This is a genomic window from Burkholderia gladioli, assembly GCF_000959725.1.
Lineage (GTDB): Bacteria > Pseudomonadota > Gammaproteobacteria > Burkholderiales > Burkholderiaceae > Burkholderia > Burkholderia gladioli.
The window spans coordinates 1901798-1920968 of the sequence record NZ_CP009322.1; the positions used below are offsets into that span (position 1 = coordinate 1901798).

A 19171-nucleotide genomic window follows, 5' to 3' on the forward strand; every position below is an offset into this window, starting at 1 on the left:
GATCGTGTCGGTTACGTCGCTCACATCGATCGCGTCGATCGAGCGGCGCGGCCGGCGGTTCATGGCGCGAGCAGCGGCAGCGCGAAGCTGGCGCGGGTGCCGGCCTCGGCGCGCCGCGTCAGCGTCAGCGAGCCGCCATGCGCCTCGACGATCGAGTGCGAGATCGCGAGACCCATGCCCATGCCGTTGTCCTTGGTGGTGAACAGCGGTTCGAGCAGGCGGCCGGCGATGCCGGGATCGATGCCGCAGCCGTGGTCGTCGACGCTCACGCGCGCCCAGCCGCCCGGCTCCTCGTCGCAGGACAGCACCAGCCGGCGATCGCCCGCCGCCTGCCCGGCCATCGCCTCGGCGCCGTTGGTCAGCAGGTTGATCACCACCTGCTGGAGCTGGATCCGGTCGCCCTGCACCTGCACGCCGGCCTCCAGCCCGCGCAGCTCGAGCGCCACCTCCAGCGCATCGAGCTGCCCCGCCACCAGGGTGGCGGCCTCGCGCAGCGCCTCGCCCAGGTCGACCGCGGTGAACTGCGGCTCGGCCTTGCGGGCCTTGGCGCGCAGCGCCTGGATGATGGTCTTGGCGCGGGTCGCGCTGAGGCTGATGTAGCGCAGCATCTCGCGCGTCTCGTCGATATCGGGCGGCTCGCGGTTCAGCCAGCGCAACGCGGCGCTCGCCGAGGTGTCGACCGCCGCGATCGGCTGCCCGACCTCGTGCACGATCGAGGCCACCAGCTCGCCCATCGCCTTCAGGCGGCTGGCGCGTTCGAGTTCGGCCAGCGCATTGCGCAACTGTTCCTCGGCCCGCGCGCGCTGGCCATATTGCTCGACCAGCTCCTCGTAGAGCCGCGCGTTCTCCAGCGCGAACGCGGCCTGGCTCGCGATCACTTCCAGCACCGCCGCCTTGGCGGCAGTGAACACCTTGGCGGCGAGCTTGTTCTCCAGGTAGAGCACGCCCACCAGGGTGGCATGCCGCATCAGCGGCACGCACAGCACCGAGCGCGGCCGGTAGCGGCGCACGTACTCGTCTTCCTCGAAGGCCGGCGCGTCGCGCATGTCGTCGATCAGCAGGCCGTCCTGCTTGCGCGCCACCGCCTGCACCAGCGACACCGGCAGCACCTCGGCGCTGAACCCCGCCCCCTGCTGCGTGACCGTGATCTCGCCGTCCTGCACGTAGGCCTGCGCCGGCACGCGCCAACCCTCGGCGCGCAGCAGCGCGAGCACGCAATACCCGGCGCCGGAATTCTCCAGCGCGGTGCGCAGCACCGTCTCGACCAGCCGCGACGGCACGATATCGCTGGCCAGCGCGTTCGAGATCCGCAGCACCGCCTGCACGTCGAGCTCGAACAGCCGGCTGGCGGCCGAGGCGCGCGCATCGGACTCGAACACCGCCGGATGATCGGCCTGCAACTGCCGGACCTTGGCCATCGCGCCCCAGCGCTGCCAGGCACCGCGCGCATGACGCAGATAGGCGGCCGCCGGCACTTCCTCGCCGCGCGCGCTGTAGAAGCGCCCCGCCAGCTCGGCGGCCAGCGCCTCGACCTGGGTGAAGCCGTGACGCCGCGCGTGGGCCACCGCGGCGGCATAGGCGGCGCCGGCTTCGGCGGCGCGATCGCGGGTGCGCAGCCATTCCGCGTGCACCAGGTCGCGACGCGCCACGAAGTTCGCCGGGCAGGCATTGGCCCAAAGCGCGAGCTGGTCGATATGCCGTTGCAGGGCCGCGTCCTGGGCGGCATCGCGGCTGCGCAGCGCGATCAGCGCCAGCGCGCCGTAATAGGCCAGGTCGCCGCTCTCGGCGAACGAGCGGCCGAACCACACGCAGGCCTCGGCGCGGCGCCGCGCCTCGAGCGCGTCCCCCGCGTCGCCGAACATCACGCCAAGCTGCAGGCGATAGACCCAGTAGGCCACGTCCACCAGGGTGACCGGCGCGCCCTCCACCGGCACCGGCGGCGGCGGCTCGCGCCGCTCGGCCGGGTCGTCCTGCAGGCGCGCCAGCAGGTTCGATTGCGCGAGCAACTGGTTGATCACCAGCAGGAAGTTCGAATCGCGCGCCAGCACCAGCCCGCGCCGCACCGTCTCGCGGATGTCGTCGAGATACTCGCCGCCGAAGATCATGCCGGTCGCTTCGTTCGGACTGCAGTAGTTCGCGAAGGTGTGGTCGCCCGATTCGAGCGCGACCGTGTAGGCGCGCCGCGCGTAGTCGCGCGCCGAGCGCGCCGGCAGCGTCCAGGGCACCACGAAGCAGCCGAACACCATGTAGACGCGCGCCTGGTAGCGCTTCAGGCCCAGCTCGTCGACCAGGTACAGCGCCAGCCGGCCGAAGTCGAGCGTGTAGGAATAGTCGCCATAGCGCGCGCCGAACACCAGGTTCATGCAGGTATAGGCGTTCGCCGAGGCATCGGACTGGCCGTAGGCGATCGACAGCGTCGCGGTGCGCATCACCATCAGGTCGACCAGGTTCTGGTCGGTGTACATCGCCGGCGGGATCAGGTCGGCGAGGATGTCCATCAGCGCGCGACGCAGCGGGTCGGCGGCCACCGGCAGCGCGCGCAGGCCCTCCATGCCGTGCTCGTCGAGCCAGCCGCGCAGCCGCGCGTATTCGCGATCGACCTCGGCCACCTCGGGCTGCATCGGGATCTCGATGCCGGCGCGGCGCAGGAAGGCCAGGCCGGTGCCCATCGCCAGGTCGTAGCGGCCCAGCGTGGTGTAGAGCGCTGCGCGCAGGCGCGCCAGGTCGGCGCCGAAGATGCCGTCGCCGGCCACCGCCTCGAGCGCCGCGAGCCGCGCCTCGGCCGCCTCCAGCGCGCCCGTCATGAATTCGGCCTCGCCGCACAGCAGGCGCGCATCCAGGCCCATCTGCTCGCCGTCGTCCTCGCCGATGAAGTCGAGCGCGGCGCGGAAATACACCAGCGCCGAGTGATGCGCGGTGGCGGCCTTGGCGCGCCGCCCCGCGTCGAGATTGAGCGCGGCGAAGGCGGCCCGCTCGCGCCGCGCGTCGACCGCCTCGCGCGCCAGGTTGACCTGGGTTGCCATCGCGAACACGTCGGCCTGCGCGCCCGGGTGCCCGAGCAGCCGGCGCGCCACCAGCAGGTGCAGCGCGGCGCGCTCGCCTTCGGGAATCGAGGCATAGGCCGATTCGCGCATGCTGTCGTGGCCGAACGCGTAGTCGTCGCCGTCGCTGAGGATGGTGCCGGCCTCCAGCGCCGGCTGCAGGTCGCGCACCACCTCGAACGGCGTCAGCCCCGCGGCGATCGACAGCCGCTCGATCGAGGCGCGGTCCCCCAGGCAGGCCAGCAGCCGCGACAGCCTCTGCGCGGCCGGCGGCAATTGCTCCAGCTTGTGCACCAGCAGCTCGAACATGTCGTCGATGCCGCGATGGCGGGCGATGTGATCGAGATTCCAGCGCCAGGTGGCGGCGTCGTGGTCGTAGTCGAGCAGGCCGTCGTCGGCCAGCACGCGCAGCAGGTGGCGCGCGAAGAAGGGATTGCGCCCGGACTTGCGGTCGATCTCGGCCACCAGCGGTTCGAGCGCGGCCGCGTCGCCGCTCAGCGCGCTGGCCACCAGGTCGTGCAGCGCCGCCGCGTCGAGCGGGCCCAGCGCGATCGGCAGCGAGGCAATCCGTTGCGAGCGCAACAAGGCCTGCAGCGCATGGGCATCGTCGATCTCGTTGCCGCGGAAGGCGCCGATGACTGTGATCGCAGCATCGGCATGCTGCAGCAGCACGCGTTCGAGCACTTGCAGGCTACCGACATCGGTCCATTGCAGGTCGTCGAGCAGCAGCACCAGCGGCCGGTCCGGCGCGGCGAAGCAGGCCAGCAGCCGCGCCATGCCCTGCAGCACGCGCTCGCGTTCGAGCGCCGGCTGCGCATCGGGCGGCGCGACCGGCTCCGGCTGCGGGCCGAGCACGGTGGCCAGCGTGGGCAGGAAGTCGGACAGCGTGCGGCCGACCGGCGTGGTGGCCTCTCGCACGCGCTGGCGCCAACTGGCGAAGGTCTCGTCGGGACAGGCCAGCACGTACTGCAGCAGCGGCTCCAGCGCCTGGATCAGGATCGCGTAGGGCGTGCCGCGCCGCCCCTCCTCGCTCTTGCCGCGCGCCAGCAGCGGCGCGCCCTCGCGCTGGATGCGCGAGACCACCTCGTGCAGCAGGGTGGACTTGCCGATGCCCGACTGGCCCGAGATCCAGGCGACGCGCGCGCGGCCGCTCTCGGCCACGGTGCGATGCAGGGACAGCAGCGCATGGATCTCCCGCTCGCGGCCGACCACCACCTCGCTGTGGCGCAGCGAGCGCATCGCCGCGCGCGTATCGAGCGCGAACGGATCGATGCGGCCGTCGCGCCGATAGAGTTCCTCGCAGCGACACAGATCGTCGAGCAGGCCCGCCGCGTTCGCGTAGCGCTGCTCGGGCGCCTTCTCCAGCAGCTTCAAGACGATGCGTGACAGTTGCCGCGGAATGCCTGCCGCCACCTCGGGCAGCGGCCGGGGCCGGCGCGTGGCGTGGGCGTGGATGCGCGTGGCGGTGTCGCCGGCCTCGAACGGCGGCACGCCGCTCAGCAGTTCGTAGAGCACGCAGCCGAGCGAATAGAGATCGGCGCGCGCGTCGACGCGCACGTTCATCCGCGCGCCGAGCTCGGGCGCCATGTAGACGAAGCTCTCGTCGTCCCATTCGAGTTCGTCGTCGGCCCAGCGGCCGGCGCCGAGCGGGTTGCCCCGCTGCCCCTGGCCAGCCTGGGTCGCGCCGCCGCGCACCGCGAAGCCGAAGCCGGTCAGGTAGACGCGCCCCTCGCGATCGGCGAGAAAACGCTTGGGACCGAGCGCGCGATGGATCAGGCCGGCGCCGTGCATCTCGCCGACCGCCGCCACCATGCCGCGCGCCAGCGCGAAGAACGCGGGCAGCGCCTCGCCGCCCATGCCGCCGCGCGGCAGGGGTTCGCCGCCGCGATCGGCCAGCACCAACAGCACGCCGTCGCCATAAGGCATCAGCGCCTGCGGCACCGCGCTCCAGGCTTCGTCGAGCACGTCGCGCAAGGCGAACTCGCGCTGCAGCGCGGCCACCGCGGCCGGCGTCGCGCTGCCCCGGCCCGCCACCAGCAAGGGCGGCTCGCCGGGCGCCTGGGCGCGCTCCATGCGTGGCAGGCCGACGCTGAGCTCGATGAAGCTTCGTCTGAAAAGATCAATCATGGGACGAATCGGAACATGACGACTGACGTCGCGGCGATGTCAAGGGCGGTTATTGAAGTCCAGCAGTCCGAACGGATTATAGCGGCGGACCGGCATTATTTCCTCACTTTTATTAACAATTCGCGAGGCAATTAGATTGCACATACAACGAATAAGCTTATGCCCTGCGGAAGCTCGCGCGCGACGGAATGGTCTGGATATTGGCGAGTCGAGCGGCACTTGCCGAGAGTTCGCCACATCAACGAAAACCCTTGCCAGCATTGAGTTTTCATGGCAACGAAGTGAACCGGTTTCAGGCCTTTTTGATTCATATGCGCAATCTTCTCGCTGCATATGAAATATCTTCAGTTCTTTGAAACGCAAATCAGGTGCTCTCCCGTTCAGCGCCTCGAGTGGTTTAGCCCACAGTCCGGTCGAATATTGCTTCGATGAGTTTTTATTGCATCTGCAGCGGATCGGCGCAGCCGGGCTGCGCCCCCGCCGAGCGCGACATGGATGTCGGACGTCGCATCGACGCCGCGGGACGAGCGCCGGCGCTCGCCTTAGCGGCCGTGCAAGCGGCGACGCCAGGCGGCGGGCGTGGCGCCGGTGTTGGCGCGAAAGCGGCTGGTGAAATGGCTGGCGTCGGTATAACCGAGATGCGCCGCGATCCGCGCGACCGGCCAGCGGGTCTGCGCGAGCAGCCGCTGCGCCTCCTTCAGGCGCGCGTTCGAGACATGGCGCATCGGCGTGATGCCGAGCCGGCGGCGGAACTGGCGCACCAGTTGCGAGACGCTGAGATGAGCGACCTCGGCCAGTTCGGCCAGCGAGAATTCCTGCGTGAGATGGGCGTCGATCCAGGCAGTGACCGCAGCCAGCCGCGCATCGACGCGATCGACGGCGGGTGCCGTGCCGCCCTGGTCGGCCAGCAGGGCCAGCAGCGCGAGGCTGCGCCCTTGTGCATGCAGGGCCGCGAACGGCGTGGCGCCGGCGGCTTCGCCGGCCGCGCAGGCCTCGAACATCGATGCCAGCTCGGCCGCGAGGCGCGCATGGCGCAGCGCCGTGAGCGGGCGCAGCGCGCCTTGCAAGTCGTCCAGCCAATCCTGGCGCGGATCGATCAGCACCAGGCCGTAGCTGACGATGCCCTCGCCGATCGTGCTGCCGCGCACCTCGGAGCCCGCCGGCCGGAACGAGACCAGCCCCGGCTCGCTGACGAAGCGCTCGCGCGCGGCGCCGGCCACTTGCCGCTCGCACTCGAAACCGCGGCTCATTTCGGCGTAGATCGCGTGCCGCTCGTGCGCGACGTGGAGCCTGGCCGGCGCGCCCGCCTCGATGCGGCGCCGGACCAGTTCGATGCTGGTGCCGCCCAGTCGCGTGACCGACCTCGACACCAGGTTCGCATCGTATTCCCGCATGCGCGCTCCCTGAACGACCGCCGACGACGGCGCGGCGGTTCGCGCGGATTCTAGCACCGGGGTTCATGCCCCGCCGCCGCGAAAAAAAGCACCGCGCGGGGCGATGCGCATTTCCTGCCAGCATTCGCGCATCGCCTGCCAGCCGTGCGCGGCGCACCCGCCTAGACTGCGCACTTCCCGTTCGCGGCCCCGCCCTTTGCCATGCCCGAGATTTCGCTCGCCGATCGCCCCGCCCGGCTGACCGCCTGCCTTACCCTGGTCGCCTTCCTGCCGATGCTGTCCTCGGACCTGTTCCTGCCCGCGCTGCCGGCCATCGCGAGCGCCCTGGCGGTGCCGGTGGCCGCCACCCAGCGGCTGTTCGACAGTTACTTCGCCGGCCTCGCCCTGTCGCTGCTGGTCTGCGGGCCGCTGTCCGATCGTCATGGGCGCCGCCGGCCGCTGCTCGCCGCCCTGGCCCTGCACGCCGCGACCAGCCTCGCCATGGCCGGCGCGCACGATCTCGCCACGCTGTCGGCCTGCCGCTTCGCGCAGGGCCTGGCCTCAGGGATTCCGGTCGCGCTGTGGCGCAGCATCGCGTTCGACGCGCTGCCGCTCGAAGCGGCGACGCGCGCGATCTCGGTGGTGGTGCCGGTGATGGTGGTGTCGCCCGCGCTGGCGCCGATCGTCGGCGAGTGGATCGCGGCGCTGGCGGGCTGGCGCGCGATCTTCGCGGCGCTGGCCGGCGTCGGCGCGCTTGCCTTCTTGCTGACCTGGGGCTTCGTGCCGGAAACGCATCGCCCCGCGCCCGCTGGCGGAGCGGCACGGCAATGGATGAGTTCGTGGCTCGCGCTGGCGCGTTCGCGGCGCTTCGTGTCGTTCTGCGCGCTGGCCTGCGCGGCCTATGCGGCCTACTTCCTGTACCTGTTCCAGGCGCCGCTGCTGCTGCTCGCGCTCGGCTACACGCCTCGCGCGATCAGTTACGCCTACCTGCCCGTCACCGCGGGCTTCGTGCTGGGAAGCGCCGTCGGCCGGCGGCTCGCGCCGCGCGCCGGCGATCGCGCCATCGTCACCGCCGGCACGGCGCTGTTCGCGGCCGGCGCCGTGCTGCTGGCGGGCTGGGGCGTCGCGGGCCGGCCGCTCGGCGCGGCCGGGCTGCTGCTGGCCGCCGCGCTGCTGGTGGCCGCCAACGGCACCCTGTTGACGATCGGCGTGGCACGCGCCATGGCGCAGTTCCCGACGCTGCGCGGCACCAGTTCGGCCTTGCTCGGTTTCTCCCAGGCGGCGGTCACGGCCCTGATGGTCGGCCGCATGTCGCGGCTCAACGAAGTGCTGCCCCAGGCGCGCAGCCTGTCGATCATGATCGGCGCCTGCCTGCTGCTGGCCATGGCGGCGCTGTGGGTCTATCGCCGCGCGATCACTGATACGTCATCGTGAAGGTCAGCACCGCGTTCGCGCTGCCGGGCGTCACGCTGGCCGAGGTCTGGTAGTAGTTGGCGGTAAGCGGAATCGTGTAGGTGCCGCCCGTCGCGCTGCTGTAGCTCGTCAGCGTGTATTGGCTGTTGTACTTGAGCGCCTTGCCGCTGCTGTCCTTCAGTTGCAGGCCGATGCCGCTGGCGGTCGAGTCGCTCGACAGGGCCAGCACGCCGTTGGTGCTGTCGAGCACCGCGTTGACGGGGATGAACTGGTACTGGATGGAATTCAGGCCGGCCGGGCAGGCATTGACGCCCACCTTGAAGGCCACCGCCGGCGTGGTCGAGCCCACCCCGGTGAAGGCCGACTGCTTGTACGAGCCCATGTCGACCGTCACGTTCGGCGTGGTGCAGGCCGCCACGTTGATGACGGTTTGCGTCAGCGAGAAGGACTTGCGCCCGGTCTGCATGGTGTAGCCGCCGCCCTGCGAGACGGCCGCGGCGGCCTCGAACAGCACGCCGCCATTGACGGTACCGGCCGTGATCGGCCCGGTCTTGACCAGCGCCATCTCGGCCTGGCCGCCATTGGTCAGCGAGTTGCCCGTGCCGCTGCAGGCCTGGCCCACCCACGGGCTGGGGAAGAACGACGAGGGCACGCCGAGGTCGGCGAAGCCGAGCCAGCCGCAGCCGTTCACAAAGACGCGCACGCCGATCGCGATGCCGACGCCGGGCACATTGGTGTTCCAGACCGTATAGCTGCCGTGAGGACTGGTCACGTTCATCCCGGCCTTGGTCAGGGACAAGGGCTCGAAGCCGGTACCCGTCGCCCCGCTTCCATTGACCTGGCAGTTGAAATAATTATTGGTCATCGAGGTGGACACCCAGGTCGTCAACACCGTGCCGACCGCCGCATCGCGCGGCACCGTGATCGAGGACGGCATCGACACCGTGAAGGTCTGCGCCGTGCTTGAGCAACTGGCGGTCGCCCAGGCCGCGTGCGAGGACAGCGCGAGGACCAGCAGGGCCGCGCAGCGCGCCGCGAGCCGCCACGCCGCCGAAGCGCCGTGGCGATGAAGATGGCCCAATCGCCGTATCCAATCCGACATGCTCGCGATACCTCCGTATTCGTCGAAACCCGCTGCGCGCAACCTACTGGTACGTCATGGTAAAGGTCAGCACCGCATTCGCGCTACCGGGCGTCACGCTGGCCGAGGTCTGGTAGTAGTTGGCCGTGAGCGGAATCGTGTAGGAACCGCCCGTCGAGCCGTTGTAGCTCGTCAGCGTGTACTGCGTGTTGTACTTCAAGGCCTTGCCGCTGTTGTCCCTCAATTGCAGGCCGATGCCCGCGGCCGTCGAGTCGCTCGACAGCGCCAGCACGCCATTGGTGGTGTCGAGCACCGCGTTGACCGGGATGAACTGGTACTGGATCGAGTTCAAGCCGGCCGGGCAGGCATTGACGCCCACGTTGAAGGCCACCGCCGGCGTGGTCGACCCCACGCCGGTGAAAGCCGACTGCTTGTACGAGCCCATGGTGACCGTCACGTTCGGCGTGGTGCAGGCCGCCACGTTGATGATGGTCTGGCTCAGAGAGAACGACTTGCGGCCCGAGGTGGCGACGGTATAGGGCCCGTTGATGTCCATGGCGGTGACCGAGGCGCCCTCGAACAGCACACCGCCCGAGACAGTGCCGGCGGTAATGGTACCGGTCTTGACCAGTGCCATTTGCGCTTGGCCGCCGTTGGTGACCGAACCGTTGGCGTTGCAGGCGCTCCCCTTCCATGGCGACGGCAGGAACCCCGAGGGCGTGCCCAGGTCGCCCCAGGCCTGCCAGCCGCAACCGTTCACGTACAAGCGCACGCCGATCGCGATGCCGACTCCCGGCACGTTGGTGTTCCAGACCGTGTACGCCGCGCCATTCGGCCCGGTCACGCTCAAGCCCGCCTTGGTCATGGACAGCGGCTCGAAGGCCATGCCCGACGCGGGGCGCACGGTATTGCCCACCGGCACCACCGTGCAGTTGTAGTAATTGGTCGTGGCCGCCGTGGATACCCACGAGGTGAGTATCGTGCCGTTCGCGGCATCGCGCGGCACCGTGATCGAAGCGGGCATCGAGATCGGAACCGTTTGTGCGCTCCCCGAGCAGGTAGCGCTCTGCGCGAGCGCCGTGCGCGAGCCCAGCCCGAGCATCAACACCGCCATCGCGAACAGCCAGAACAGCAGCCGGCCGATCTTCGCCGGCTTCCCAACCCGCTTCCCTCTCTCTCCCAGGCCCATCGCCCACCCCTCGTTCACTTCGTGCATACCGCCTCCGCGTCGGTCCAGCGTTGCTTGCTCGCCTTGTCCGCGACCGGCAGCTTGTACGACAGCGAGCAGCCATCGGCGGCCGTCTCGCCCCACTTCACGCTCAGCGTGCCCGTATCGCTCTTCAGCCCGCGCAGCACGATGCGGCCTTCCTGCGCCACCGTGCCGACGTTCTGACCGCTCGCGTCGTTCACCTCGGCGCCGAACGGCACCGGCTGGCCGTCGCTCATACGCGCGCGCATGATCACCGAGCGCCCGCCGCCCTCGGTCTCGAACTTCAGGCGCACCACCGCGCCCGCGGTCGGCGCCGTGTGCTGCGCGCTGGTCTTCAGCTCGACGCTCATCGGCAGGCCCTTCGGGTCGATCTCGATCTCGTTGGTCGAGAACGGCGTGAGGCTCGACACGATCGCATGGCCGAACGGATCGATGCGCAGCCCGCTGCCGGTCGTCACGCGCGCCCCGGCGGCATCCTTGGCCTCGACGATCGCCACCGTCTCGCCCATGGTCGGCGTGAAGGCCACGCCGCCGGAATAGGCCACCACGCCGCCCGAGATGCCGGCGCCGTACTGCGTGAAGCCGGTGCCCTTCGAGGCGTTGCCCGTGACGGTCGCGTACGGCGACATGTAGGAGACGTTGCCGCCCACGTTGGTGGTCGAATTCGCGCCGCCGCCGGTGGTGTGGCCCACGTTCACGCCGTAGCTGAGCGCGTTGTCCACGCCCAGCGAGCCCGTCAGCGACTGCTGGACCACGGTCGCGCCGCCGGTATCGCGCTGCAGGCTGGTGGACGAGTACACCACGTGCGAGCCCAGGTTCAGCGGGATCGACAGGTTCAGCATGAAGCGGTTGTCCCAGCGGTTCTGGGTCACGTCGAACTGGCGCGAGGCCGACACGCCGTAGTTGATGCGCTTGAAGTTGTTGTTGTAGCCGGCCTGGTACTGCGTGTCGTTGCCGCCGCGGTTCCAGTAGTTGACCGTCGAGCCCGACAGGTAGAACGAGCCCCAGCCTTCCGGCAGGCTCTGGTTCAGCGTGACCTGGAACTGCCCGCGGCGGATGCCGCCCGAGAGCAGCCCGTTCACGCCGCCCGTCTGCGGATCGCGCAGCTGCATCGCGTCCTGCAGGCCGAGGTAGCCGCTGCTCGAGTAGCGATAGGCGGCCACCGTCACGTTGGTGTTGGTCGGGCTGATCAGCTTGCTGTAGGAGATCCGCACGCTCTGCCCGTGGCGCGAGGCCATGCCCGGCAGCTCGGTGTTGGCCTGCGTGATGTCGAGCGCGAAGGAGCCCAGCTCGGTGTTGAGCGCCGCGCCGATCACGCCGGCCAGGTAGCCGCGCGCGGCCGTCACGCCGCCATAGCCGGTGATCAGATTGGTGAAGCCGTGCTGGATGGTGGCCTGGAACAGCGCCGGCTTGCTCGACAGCAGCGGGTTGCGATACACGCCGGCCGTCACGCTGAAGTGCGTGATGCCGGGGCGCAGCGAGTTCACCGCCGAGGCATACGGCACCTTGAAGGTGTGGATGCTGCCGTCGGCCTCGGTCACCACCACGTCGAGGTCGCCGCCGTAGCCGGTCGGGTAGAGATCGTTGATCTCGAACGGGCCGGTCGCCACGTTGGTGCTGTAGATGATGTTGCCGTTCTGGCGCACCTGCACCAGTGCGTTGCTGTTGGCGATGCCGTGGATGGTCGGCGCATAGCCGCGCTGCGACTCGGGATACATGCGCTCGTCGCTGGCGATCTGCACGCCGCGGAAGCCCACGCTGTCGAACATGGTGCCGTCGGTGAACGCGTCGCCGATCACGAACTGCGACTTCAGGCGCGCGATCGAGCGCTGCAGGCTGGTCTGCACGCTCTGGTAGTGCGTGCCGCCGTGCGAGTCGTAGGTGAGGTTGCCGTTGTGGCGCAAGCGCCAGGGGCCGAAGTTCAGGCCCGCGGTCAGGCCCATGTAGGCCTGGGTCGAGGACGAACCCTGGTTGTCGGAGCGATAGACGTTGCCGTTGTACGACAGCAGCGCGGCCGGCACGCCCTCGTCCCAGTAGCGCGGGTCCACGTAGCCGCGCGCCTCGCGGCTCAGCGAGGCCTGCGGGATGCTGACGTCCAGGCGCTGCTCGCCGTTGTCGAAAGTCGCCACGCCGTCCGGCACCAGCATGCCGAGGGTCGCGCAGCTCGCGCCCGGCTCGGTCAGCAGCTTGGTGGCCTCGGGCGACAGCTTCGAGATGTCCACGCCCACCTGCTGCAGCAGCTCGCGATCGAAGCAGGGCTGCACGTTGCCCGTGTCGCCGCCGATCTGGCGCAGCGTGATCTCGGCGCGGCCGATCCAGTTGGTATTGACGAACAGGTCCGCGCGATACGAGCCCGGCGCCGCCACGTTGCCCTTGTCGAAACGACTCACGTCCACCTTCACGCCGTCCGGATGCTGCAGGAACAGGTCGTTGAACTGGACTTCCGCCACCTGCATGCTGCCCGCGGCGGTCGCGGCCATCGCGCCCGTCGAGACGAACATCGACAGCGCGAGCACGCAGCACGGACGCGGACGCCAGGGCATGGACAGCGGCAAGGAGGAGGTGCGTTGGTTCACGATGGCGGCCGAAACGTGGGCAAGGCTGCGCCCTGCCCTGGCGGGCATGGACGGTCTTGCGTTGGGAAGGACGTGGCGCGCTACGCGCGACTCACTCGACGGGGGAGTCGGTCAGGCCTCATTTCGAGGAGGCCGCGCCTCCCAGGGGCGTGTCGCCATCGACCGAAGCGCCGTAGTCGTTCAGCGTGGTGTAGTGCACGCTGGCGCCGGCCGCCTCGAGCGCGTCGCCCGAGAGCGGGAACATGTGCGTCTCGCCCGGGCCGATCATGCCGCTGTCGTCGGCGGTGGCCTTGCGGGCGCCCGACTGCAGCGTGATGCCGATCACCGACACGTAGTACGGCGTGGGATTGCGCGCTTCCAGGGCCGGCTTGCCGTCCACCTGGGTGAGGCGCCAGGCGAGCTGCGAAGGCGCATCGGCCGACTTGCCCTTGAGGTTGTCGGGGCGGTAGAACAGCTTGATGCGCGAACGGAACGCCAGCTGGATGCGGTTCATGTCGGCCTCGGCGGCGCTCGGCTTGGGCGGCACTTCGAGCACGTCGAGCCAGAACACCGATTCGCGATCCTTCGGCAGCGGCTCGCCGGTATAGACGATGCGCAGCGTCTGCGACTTGCTCGGATCGATCCGCGAGATCGGCGGCGTGACCACGAAGGGCACCTTGGTGGTGGACGGCGCGGATTTCACGTCGCCTGCATCGACCCACGATTGCACCAGCGCTGGCGCTTGCCCCTCGTTGGACAGCTTGATCGTGACCTCCGGCTCGCTCGCGCCGTAGATCACGCGCGTGCCGCCGATCACCACCGAGGCTTCGGCGGGCGTCGTGAGCTGGCTGAACCACGCGACGCAGGCGGTGGCGATCGCGAATCTGAGTGCTTTGCGGAGCTTCATGGCATGGATCGATGCAGAAAACGTGCGAGTGGGGGAAGCGAACGGCTGGTTCGCCCCGCCCCGCTGGTTACTTCGTATGACTATGCGTCAGCTTACTGGTAGGCGATGGTGTACATCACGCTCGAGTTCGCCGCGCCGGCCGTTGCCGCGCCGGTTGCATAGTATTGCGCGTAGAACTGCAGGGTGGCCGCGCCGCCCGTGCTCACGTTCACCGGCTTCGAGTTCTGCGAGGCATCGGCCTGGCCGAGCTTGACGGCCGACTGGTCGGCGGCGTTCAGCAGCTGGATCTCGACGTTGGTGGCGCCGCCCGAAGCGAGGATCAGGTTGCCGGTGGTGGTGTCGATCGTCGGGCCTGCCTCGAAGTAGGCGTGCACGGCCTTGACGGCGTTGGTGCCGGTGGTCGGCGTGCAGGCCGTCAGGGCGATGTTGAACGGCGTGGCACCCGCGGTGGCGCCGGCGGTGGCCAGCGAGCTGGCCGACACGGTCGGCAGCGTCACGGTGAAGTTCTTCGAGCCGCTGCCGTTGCCGTTGATCGTGCAGGTCTGCGCGGTCACGTTGCCGGAGAACGTGATCGTGCCGTCGGCTGCGAAGGCGACTTGCGAAGCCGTGGCGGCGCCCGCGATCAGCAGGGCGGAAATGAGCTTGGTTTGCATGGTGATTGGTCTCACAAACTAACTGGATGGATATGCGACGCCGCGACTATCTTCACATCAATATCGCTGCTCGACATCCAATGGCAACCCCGAAATAAACATCACGCGTCCGGATGTGTTTTGTTTCGGAACGGTCACCCTTGGACTGGGCGAATCCTAATAGAACCATGCAACTAATACTGTAAAGCATTGTTAAGCGCCGAATATTTAGCATGTAAATTAAACGTTTGCGGGCCACCCCGGCGAAGCGTACAGGAACAGAAGGTTTTCACTGCCTTCACTCTTCCGACGAAATTAGAAAAATCGCCGAAACACCTTGTTACACGGGCTTTCCAAGGATTTCACGCAATCCGGAACGGCAGTCCGGAAGCCACCTGCCGCCCTGCCAGCCAAGCCTCACCCGCAACCCGCCGGAATCAATCATCAAATCTTCAAAGGTAAAACAACGGATTCCTGCCGAATCGAAACCAACGACGAAAACTGTCAAATGTTTTTGACAATTCGAGACTGTGTCCAATCGTCAACAACGACAAAAATAGACAGATTCGACAATTCCGAATACACAATCCCAAACAACCAGAAATAAACCTTGATTATCCGATTCGACGGCTTTCAATAACCACTTATCAGGCGCTCCCGGTTATCGAAATACAGCAACAGGATTTCGATAATCACCCGACCAATCTATAGTCCGATTCGTTTTGGATAACGGTATCCGCCTTGTGCGTCTTGATTGCAGTGCAGCATGTCCCGGCGCCGGAAAAGCGCGGCGCGCGACGAGCCATCGCCTATCGTGACTGGCGTCACTCGATCATCGGGAGGCGCGCATGAGTTACGAGGGAAGCTGTCATTGCACAAGGATCCATCCCTATGCGGACGGCGCGGCCCCGGATGGACGCCCGATGACCGCCGTCAACCTGCGCTGCATCGAGGAGATCGACCTCGAGGCGATCCCCGTCACGCATTACGACGGGCGCGCGCACTGAAACGCCAAAGCCGGCCGGGCCGCGCAAGGCGCGGCGCCGGCCGGCTTCTTCGGTACCGCCCCGTCAGGCCGGGCTCAGTGCGAGCTCCAGCCCTTGTAGCCGGCGACGTTGTCGCGCGTGATCAGCGAGGGCTCCAGCAGGATCATCGGATTGGCCGGCTTCTTGCCGTTCATCACGCCATAACCCACCGTCACGGCCTCCTTGGCCATCGCGTAGGGGTCCTGGCTCGCCGAGGCCTGGATCAGCGAATTCGACTTCAGCGCCGCCTCGATATCCGGCGCCCCGTCCACCGAGGTGATCACGATATTGCCGCGATTGAACTGCTTGGCCGCCAGGTCGGTGCCGATCGCCTGCGGGTCGTTGATCGCGAACACGCCGTCGAGCTTGGGAAAGCGCGTCAGGTACCCCTGCATCGCCGCCAGGCCGCCGTCGCGCGAGCCGTTGCCGTTCTGGTCCGAGGACAGCAGCTTGATGCCGGGATTCTTCGCCAGCACGCCCTTGCAGCCGTTCACGCGGTCGATCACGGCCGACACCTGCGGCCCGTTCTCGATGATCACGTTGCCCTTGCCGCCGATCTTCTTCACCAGGTAGTCGCAGGCCAGCTCGCCCGCCTTGACGTTGTTGGTCTGCACCGTGGCGTCGGCGCCGGCCGCGGCCACGTCCACCGCCACCACCGCGATGCCGGCCGCCTGCGCCTTCTTCACCGCCGGCAGGATCGCCTTCGGATCGGCCGCGTTGAGCAGGATCAGGTCGACATGGGCGGCGATGAAGTTGTCGATCTGCGTGAACTGCTTGTTCAGGTCCCAGTCGGCCGAGATCGCGGTAACCTTCACGTTCGGGTTGATGGCCTTGGCCTGCGCCTCGGCGCCCTTCACCACCGTCACGAAATACGGGTTGCCGAGCGAGCCGACCGTGATGCCGATCGACTTCAGCGGCTTGTCCGCCGCCTGGGCGAGCTGGGCCGCGCCGGCGGCGAACAGCAGCGCGCAGGCCGCGCCGGCCCGCAACGAGCTCTTGAGCTTCAACATGAGGTTTGTCTCCGTGGGTCGATGAGGAAAACGGGCGCGCGGGACCCGACGTCGCGCCGCTGTCGAGGACGGGCCGGTTCCACCCGGCCCGCATGAACAAGCTGGCAGGTGCCTCGCTTCAGGTATGCGCCGAGCTCTGCCGGTAACGGTCGAGCGCCACCGCGCCGATGATCACCAGGCCCTTGATGATGTACTGCCAGATGTCGGACACGCCGAGCAGCACCAGGCCGTTGGACAGCACCGCGATGATCAGCGCGCCGATCAGGGTGCCGACGATGGAACCCACCCCGCCCACGAAGCTGGTGCCGCCGAGGATCACCGCCGCGATCGCGTCGAGCTCGTAGGACTGCCCGAGCTGCAGGCCGTTGGCGGCATACAGGCGCGCCGCCGACATCAGCGCGCCGAGCCCGGCCAGCAGCCCCGAGGCGCCGTACACGAACAGCTCGATAGCGCGCACGTTGATGCCCGACAGGCGCGCCGCCTCGCGATTGCCCCCCACCGAGTAGATGCGCATGCCCAGCACCGTGCGGCGCAGGATGAACCAGGCGGCGGCCACCACCACCAGCGCGATCACCACCAGCCAGGGCACGCCGAGGATCGCGCCGTTGCCGATGAAGGCGAACGGCAACTGCGGGTTGAAGATGGTCGAATCGTTGCCGAGCAGGCGCGCCACGCCGCGCACCGCGGTCAGCGCGCCGAGCGTGACGATGAAGGGCGGCAGGCGCAGGAAGGCGATCAGCGAGCCGTTGACGAGCCCGAACACGAGCCCCACCGCCAGCGCGATCGGCACGCCCAGCCAGCCCCAGCCGGCGATGTTCGAGCCCAGCAGCGAGGCCACCGCGGCGGCGGCCAGCACCGAGCCGACCGACAGGTCGATGCCGCCCGTCAGGATCACGAAGGTCATGCCGGCGGCCAGCACGATATTGATCGAGGCCTGCTGGGCCACGATCGAGATGTTCTGCCAGCTCGCGAAACCGTCGGTCAGCAAGCCGAAGCCCAGGCAGAGCAGCACCAGCACCGGCAGCATGCCGGCGGTGCGCATCAGCGACTGCATGCGGGCGCGGTAGCCCGCGTCGGCGCGCGTCTCGCGCCGGGCCGGGCCCGCGCCGGCGGCGCCGGGTTGGCTTTGATCGTTCATGTCGTCCTCCTGCTGATATCGAATAGGGATGCCCGTGAGGTGATGCGCAGGCTCTCGCGCCTCAGGCCGCCGCGTCGAGCGGCTCGCCGGAGCCGGTGGCCAGCGCGATCACCGCCTCCTGCGTGAGCGCGCTGCCGGTATGCCCGCCCAGCTCGCCGACGATCTCGCCCTCGCGCATCACCAGCACCCGGTCGGCCACGCCGATCAGCTCGGGCAGCTCGCTGGAGATCACGATCACGCCCACGCCCGCCTTGGCCAGCTCGTTGATGATCCGGTAGATCTCGGACTTCGCGCCGATATCGACGCCGCGGGTGGGCTCGTCGAGGATCAGGATGCGCGGCTGCGTCTCCAGCAGGCGCGAAAGCAGCACCTTCTGCTGGTTGCCGCCCGACAGCGCGCCCACGTGGATGCGCGCGTTCGGCACGCGGATCGACAGCGAGGCGATCGCCTGCCTGGCGCGCTGCGCGCCGCGCGCGCGGTCGAGCACGCCGCCGGCGCGCGCGTCGCGCCCGCACACGGCGATGTTGATGTTGCCGAGCACGCTCATGTCGAGAAACAGGCCCTGGCGCTTGCGGTCCTCGGTCAGGTAGACCAGGCCCGCCTCGATCGCCTCGCGCGGCGTGCGCATCGCCAGCGCCCTGCCCTCGATCTCGATCGAGCCGCGCGTGCGGGCTTCGGCGCCGAAGATCAGCCGCGCCAGCTCGGTGCGCCCCGCGCCCACCAGGCCCGCGATGCCGAGCACCTCGCCGGCGTGCAGCTCGAGGCTGCAGCCGCGCACGCGCGCGCCGTCGGCGATGTCGCGCACCGACAGCAGCAGCCGGCCCGGATCGTAGGGCGCATGCGCCTTCTTGTAGAAGCCCGACATGTCGCGCCCGACCATCATCTGCACCAGCCGCTCGGCCGACAGCGCCTCGCGCTCGAGCGTGCCCACGTAGCTGCCGTCGCGCAGCACCGAGACGCGGTCGGACAGCTCGTAGATCTCGGCCATGCGATGGCTGATGTAGATGATCGCCAGCCCCTCCTCGCGCAACTGGCGGATCAGCGCGAACAGGCGGTCGGTCTCGCGCGAGGACAGCGGCGTGGTGGGCTCGTCCATCACCAGGATGCGGGCCCGCGCATGCACCGCGCGCGCGATCTCCACCAGTTGCTGGCTCGCGATCGACAGCGTGCCGACCAGGGTGCGCGGCCCGAAATCGGCGCCCAGGCGCTTGAGCACGTCCTCGCAGTCGCGCTCCATGGCGGCGCGGTCGATGGTCGGCAGCCCGAAGCGTCGGCGCCGCAGCTCGCGGCCGACGTGGATGTTCTCGGCCACGCTCAGGTTCGGCGCCAGGCTCAGCTCCTGGTAGATCACCGCCACGCCGAGCGCGCGCGCGGCCAGCGGCCCGTCGATCTGCACCGGCCGGCCGTCGACCAGGATCTCGCCGCCCGGATCGGCCCGATAGGCGCCCGACAGGATCTTCATCAGCGTCGACTTGCCGGCGCCGTTCTCGCCCATCAGCGCATGCACCTCGCCGGCGCGCACGCTGACGCAAACGTTATCGAGCGCGCGCACGCCAGGGAAGGTCTTGCAGATGCCGCGCATCTCCAGGATCGGCGGCGTCGGCACGGCATCGGTCATGACATACCTCGCTTGGGACAATGAGGAAAGGAAAACGAAGC

The 19171-nt window shown here is 68.7% G+C and carries 12 protein-coding genes; 2 read left to right on the forward strand and 10 right to left on the reverse strand.

Annotated features, from left to right (window positions below):
- Positions 1-59 precede the first annotated feature (59 nt).
- Both BM43_RS08615 and BM43_RS37470 read right to left on the reverse strand, forming a co-directional pair.
- The gene (locus BM43_RS08615) at positions 60-5168 is read right to left on the reverse strand and encodes a trifunctional serine/threonine-protein kinase/ATP-binding protein/sensor histidine kinase (RefSeq protein ID WP_036055866.1); all 5109 of its coding nucleotides are present in this window, start codon (positions 5166-5168) and stop codon (positions 60-62) included.
- A 542-nt stretch (positions 5169-5710) separates the two neighbouring features.
- Positions 5711-6562: an AraC family transcriptional regulator gene (locus BM43_RS37470; protein WP_052409158.1), complete on the reverse strand. Its 852-nt coding sequence runs from the start codon at positions 6560-6562 to the stop codon at positions 5711-5713.
- Between the two features lie 201 nt (positions 6563-6763).
- Here BM43_RS37470 and BM43_RS08625 point away from each other — a divergent pair, with 201 nt between their 5' ends.
- Positions 6764-7975 (forward strand): Bcr/CflA family efflux MFS transporter, encoded by a 1212-nt coding sequence (locus tag BM43_RS08625; protein WP_036055865.1) that lies wholly within the window; start codon positions 6764-6766, stop codon positions 7973-7975.
- Here the strand turns inward: BM43_RS08625 and BM43_RS08630 are convergent.
- The 5 genes from BM43_RS08630 to BM43_RS08650 form a co-directional block, all read right to left on the reverse strand.
- A complete protein-coding gene (locus tag BM43_RS08630) occupies positions 7956-9035 on the reverse strand; it encodes a fimbrial protein (RefSeq protein ID WP_230676419.1) in 1080 nt (359 codons plus the stop codon). The genes BM43_RS08625 and BM43_RS08630 overlap by 20 nt on opposite strands.
- 64 nt (positions 9036-9099) lie before the next feature.
- On the reverse strand, positions 9100-10251 hold the full coding sequence (locus BM43_RS08635; protein ID WP_036055863.1) for a fimbrial protein: 1152 nt from the start codon (positions 10249-10251) through the stop codon (positions 9100-9102).
- A complete protein-coding gene (locus BM43_RS08640) occupies positions 10239-12869 on the reverse strand; it encodes a fimbria/pilus outer membrane usher protein (protein ID WP_036055862.1) in 2631 nt (876 codons plus the stop codon). The genes BM43_RS08635 and BM43_RS08640 overlap by 13 nt, the downstream gene beginning before the upstream one ends.
- A 70-nt stretch (positions 12870-12939) precedes the next feature.
- A complete protein-coding gene (locus tag BM43_RS08645) occupies positions 12940-13707 on the reverse strand; it encodes a fimbria/pilus periplasmic chaperone (protein WP_036055861.1) in 768 nt (255 codons plus the stop codon).
- A gap of 92 nt (positions 13708-13799) precedes the next feature.
- Positions 13800-14360: a fimbrial protein gene (locus BM43_RS08650; protein ID WP_036055860.1), complete on the reverse strand. Its 561-nt coding sequence runs from the start codon at positions 14358-14360 to the stop codon at positions 13800-13802.
- Between the two features lie 827 nt (positions 14361-15187).
- Here BM43_RS08650 and BM43_RS08655 point away from each other — a divergent pair.
- Positions 15188-15346 carry a hypothetical protein gene (locus tag BM43_RS08655; RefSeq protein ID WP_370449002.1) on the forward strand — a complete coding sequence of 53 codons (159 nt, stop codon included), beginning with the start codon at positions 15188-15190 and terminating at the stop codon, positions 15344-15346.
- A 74-nt stretch (positions 15347-15420) separates the two neighbouring features.
- Here the strand turns inward: BM43_RS08655 and BM43_RS08660 are convergent, their stop codons facing one another.
- From BM43_RS08660 to BM43_RS08670, 3 genes are all read right to left on the reverse strand, one after another.
- Positions 15421-16374 (reverse strand): ABC transporter substrate-binding protein, encoded by a 954-nt coding sequence (locus BM43_RS08660; protein ID WP_013690666.1) that lies wholly within the window; start codon positions 16372-16374, stop codon positions 15421-15423.
- Positions 16375-16492: 118 nt separating this feature from the next.
- Positions 16493-17512 (reverse strand): ABC transporter permease subunit, encoded by a 1020-nt coding sequence (locus tag BM43_RS08665; protein ID WP_025097881.1) that lies wholly within the window; start codon positions 17510-17512, stop codon positions 16493-16495.
- Between the two features lie 61 nt (positions 17513-17573).
- Positions 17574-19130 (reverse strand): sugar ABC transporter ATP-binding protein, encoded by a 1557-nt coding sequence (locus BM43_RS08670; RefSeq protein ID WP_036033741.1) that lies wholly within the window; start codon positions 19128-19130, stop codon positions 17574-17576.
- Positions 19131-19171 lie beyond the last annotated feature (41 nt).

Coding starts and splice junctions, on each gene's coding strand:
- BM43_RS08615 (WP_036055866.1), bottom strand. CDS start 5,168: ATGATTGATCTTTTCAGACGAAGCTTCATCGAGCTCAGCGTCGGCCTG.
- BM43_RS37470 (WP_052409158.1), bottom strand. CDS start 6,562: ATGCGGGAATACGATGCGAACCTGGTGTCGAGGTCGGTCACGCGACTG.
- BM43_RS08625 (WP_036055865.1), top strand. CDS start 6,764: ATGCCCGAGATTTCGCTCGCCGATCGCCCCGCCCGGCTGACCGCCTGC.
- BM43_RS08635 (WP_036055863.1), bottom strand. CDS start 10,251: ATGCACGAAGTGAACGAGGGGTGGGCGATGGGCCTGGGAGAGAGAGGG.
- BM43_RS08640 (WP_036055862.1), bottom strand. CDS start 12,869: ATGCCCGCCAGGGCAGGGCGCAGCCTTGCCCACGTTTCGGCCGCCATC.
- BM43_RS08645 (WP_036055861.1), bottom strand. CDS start 13,707: ATGAAGCTCCGCAAAGCACTCAGATTCGCGATCGCCACCGCCTGCGTC.
- BM43_RS08650 (WP_036055860.1), bottom strand. CDS start 14,360: ATGCAAACCAAGCTCATTTCCGCCCTGCTGATCGCGGGCGCCGCCACG.
- BM43_RS08655 (WP_370449002.1), top strand. CDS start 15,188: ATGAGTTACGAGGGAAGCTGTCATTGCACAAGGATCCATCCCTATGCG.
- BM43_RS08660 (WP_013690666.1), bottom strand. CDS start 16,374: ATGTTGAAGCTCAAGAGCTCGTTGCGGGCCGGCGCGGCCTGCGCGCTG.
- BM43_RS08665 (WP_025097881.1), bottom strand. CDS start 17,512: ATGAACGATCAAAGCCAACCCGGCGCCGCCGGCGCGGGCCCGGCCCGG.
- BM43_RS08670 (WP_036033741.1), bottom strand. CDS start 19,130: ATGACCGATGCCGTGCCGACGCCGCCGATCCTGGAGATGCGCGGCATC.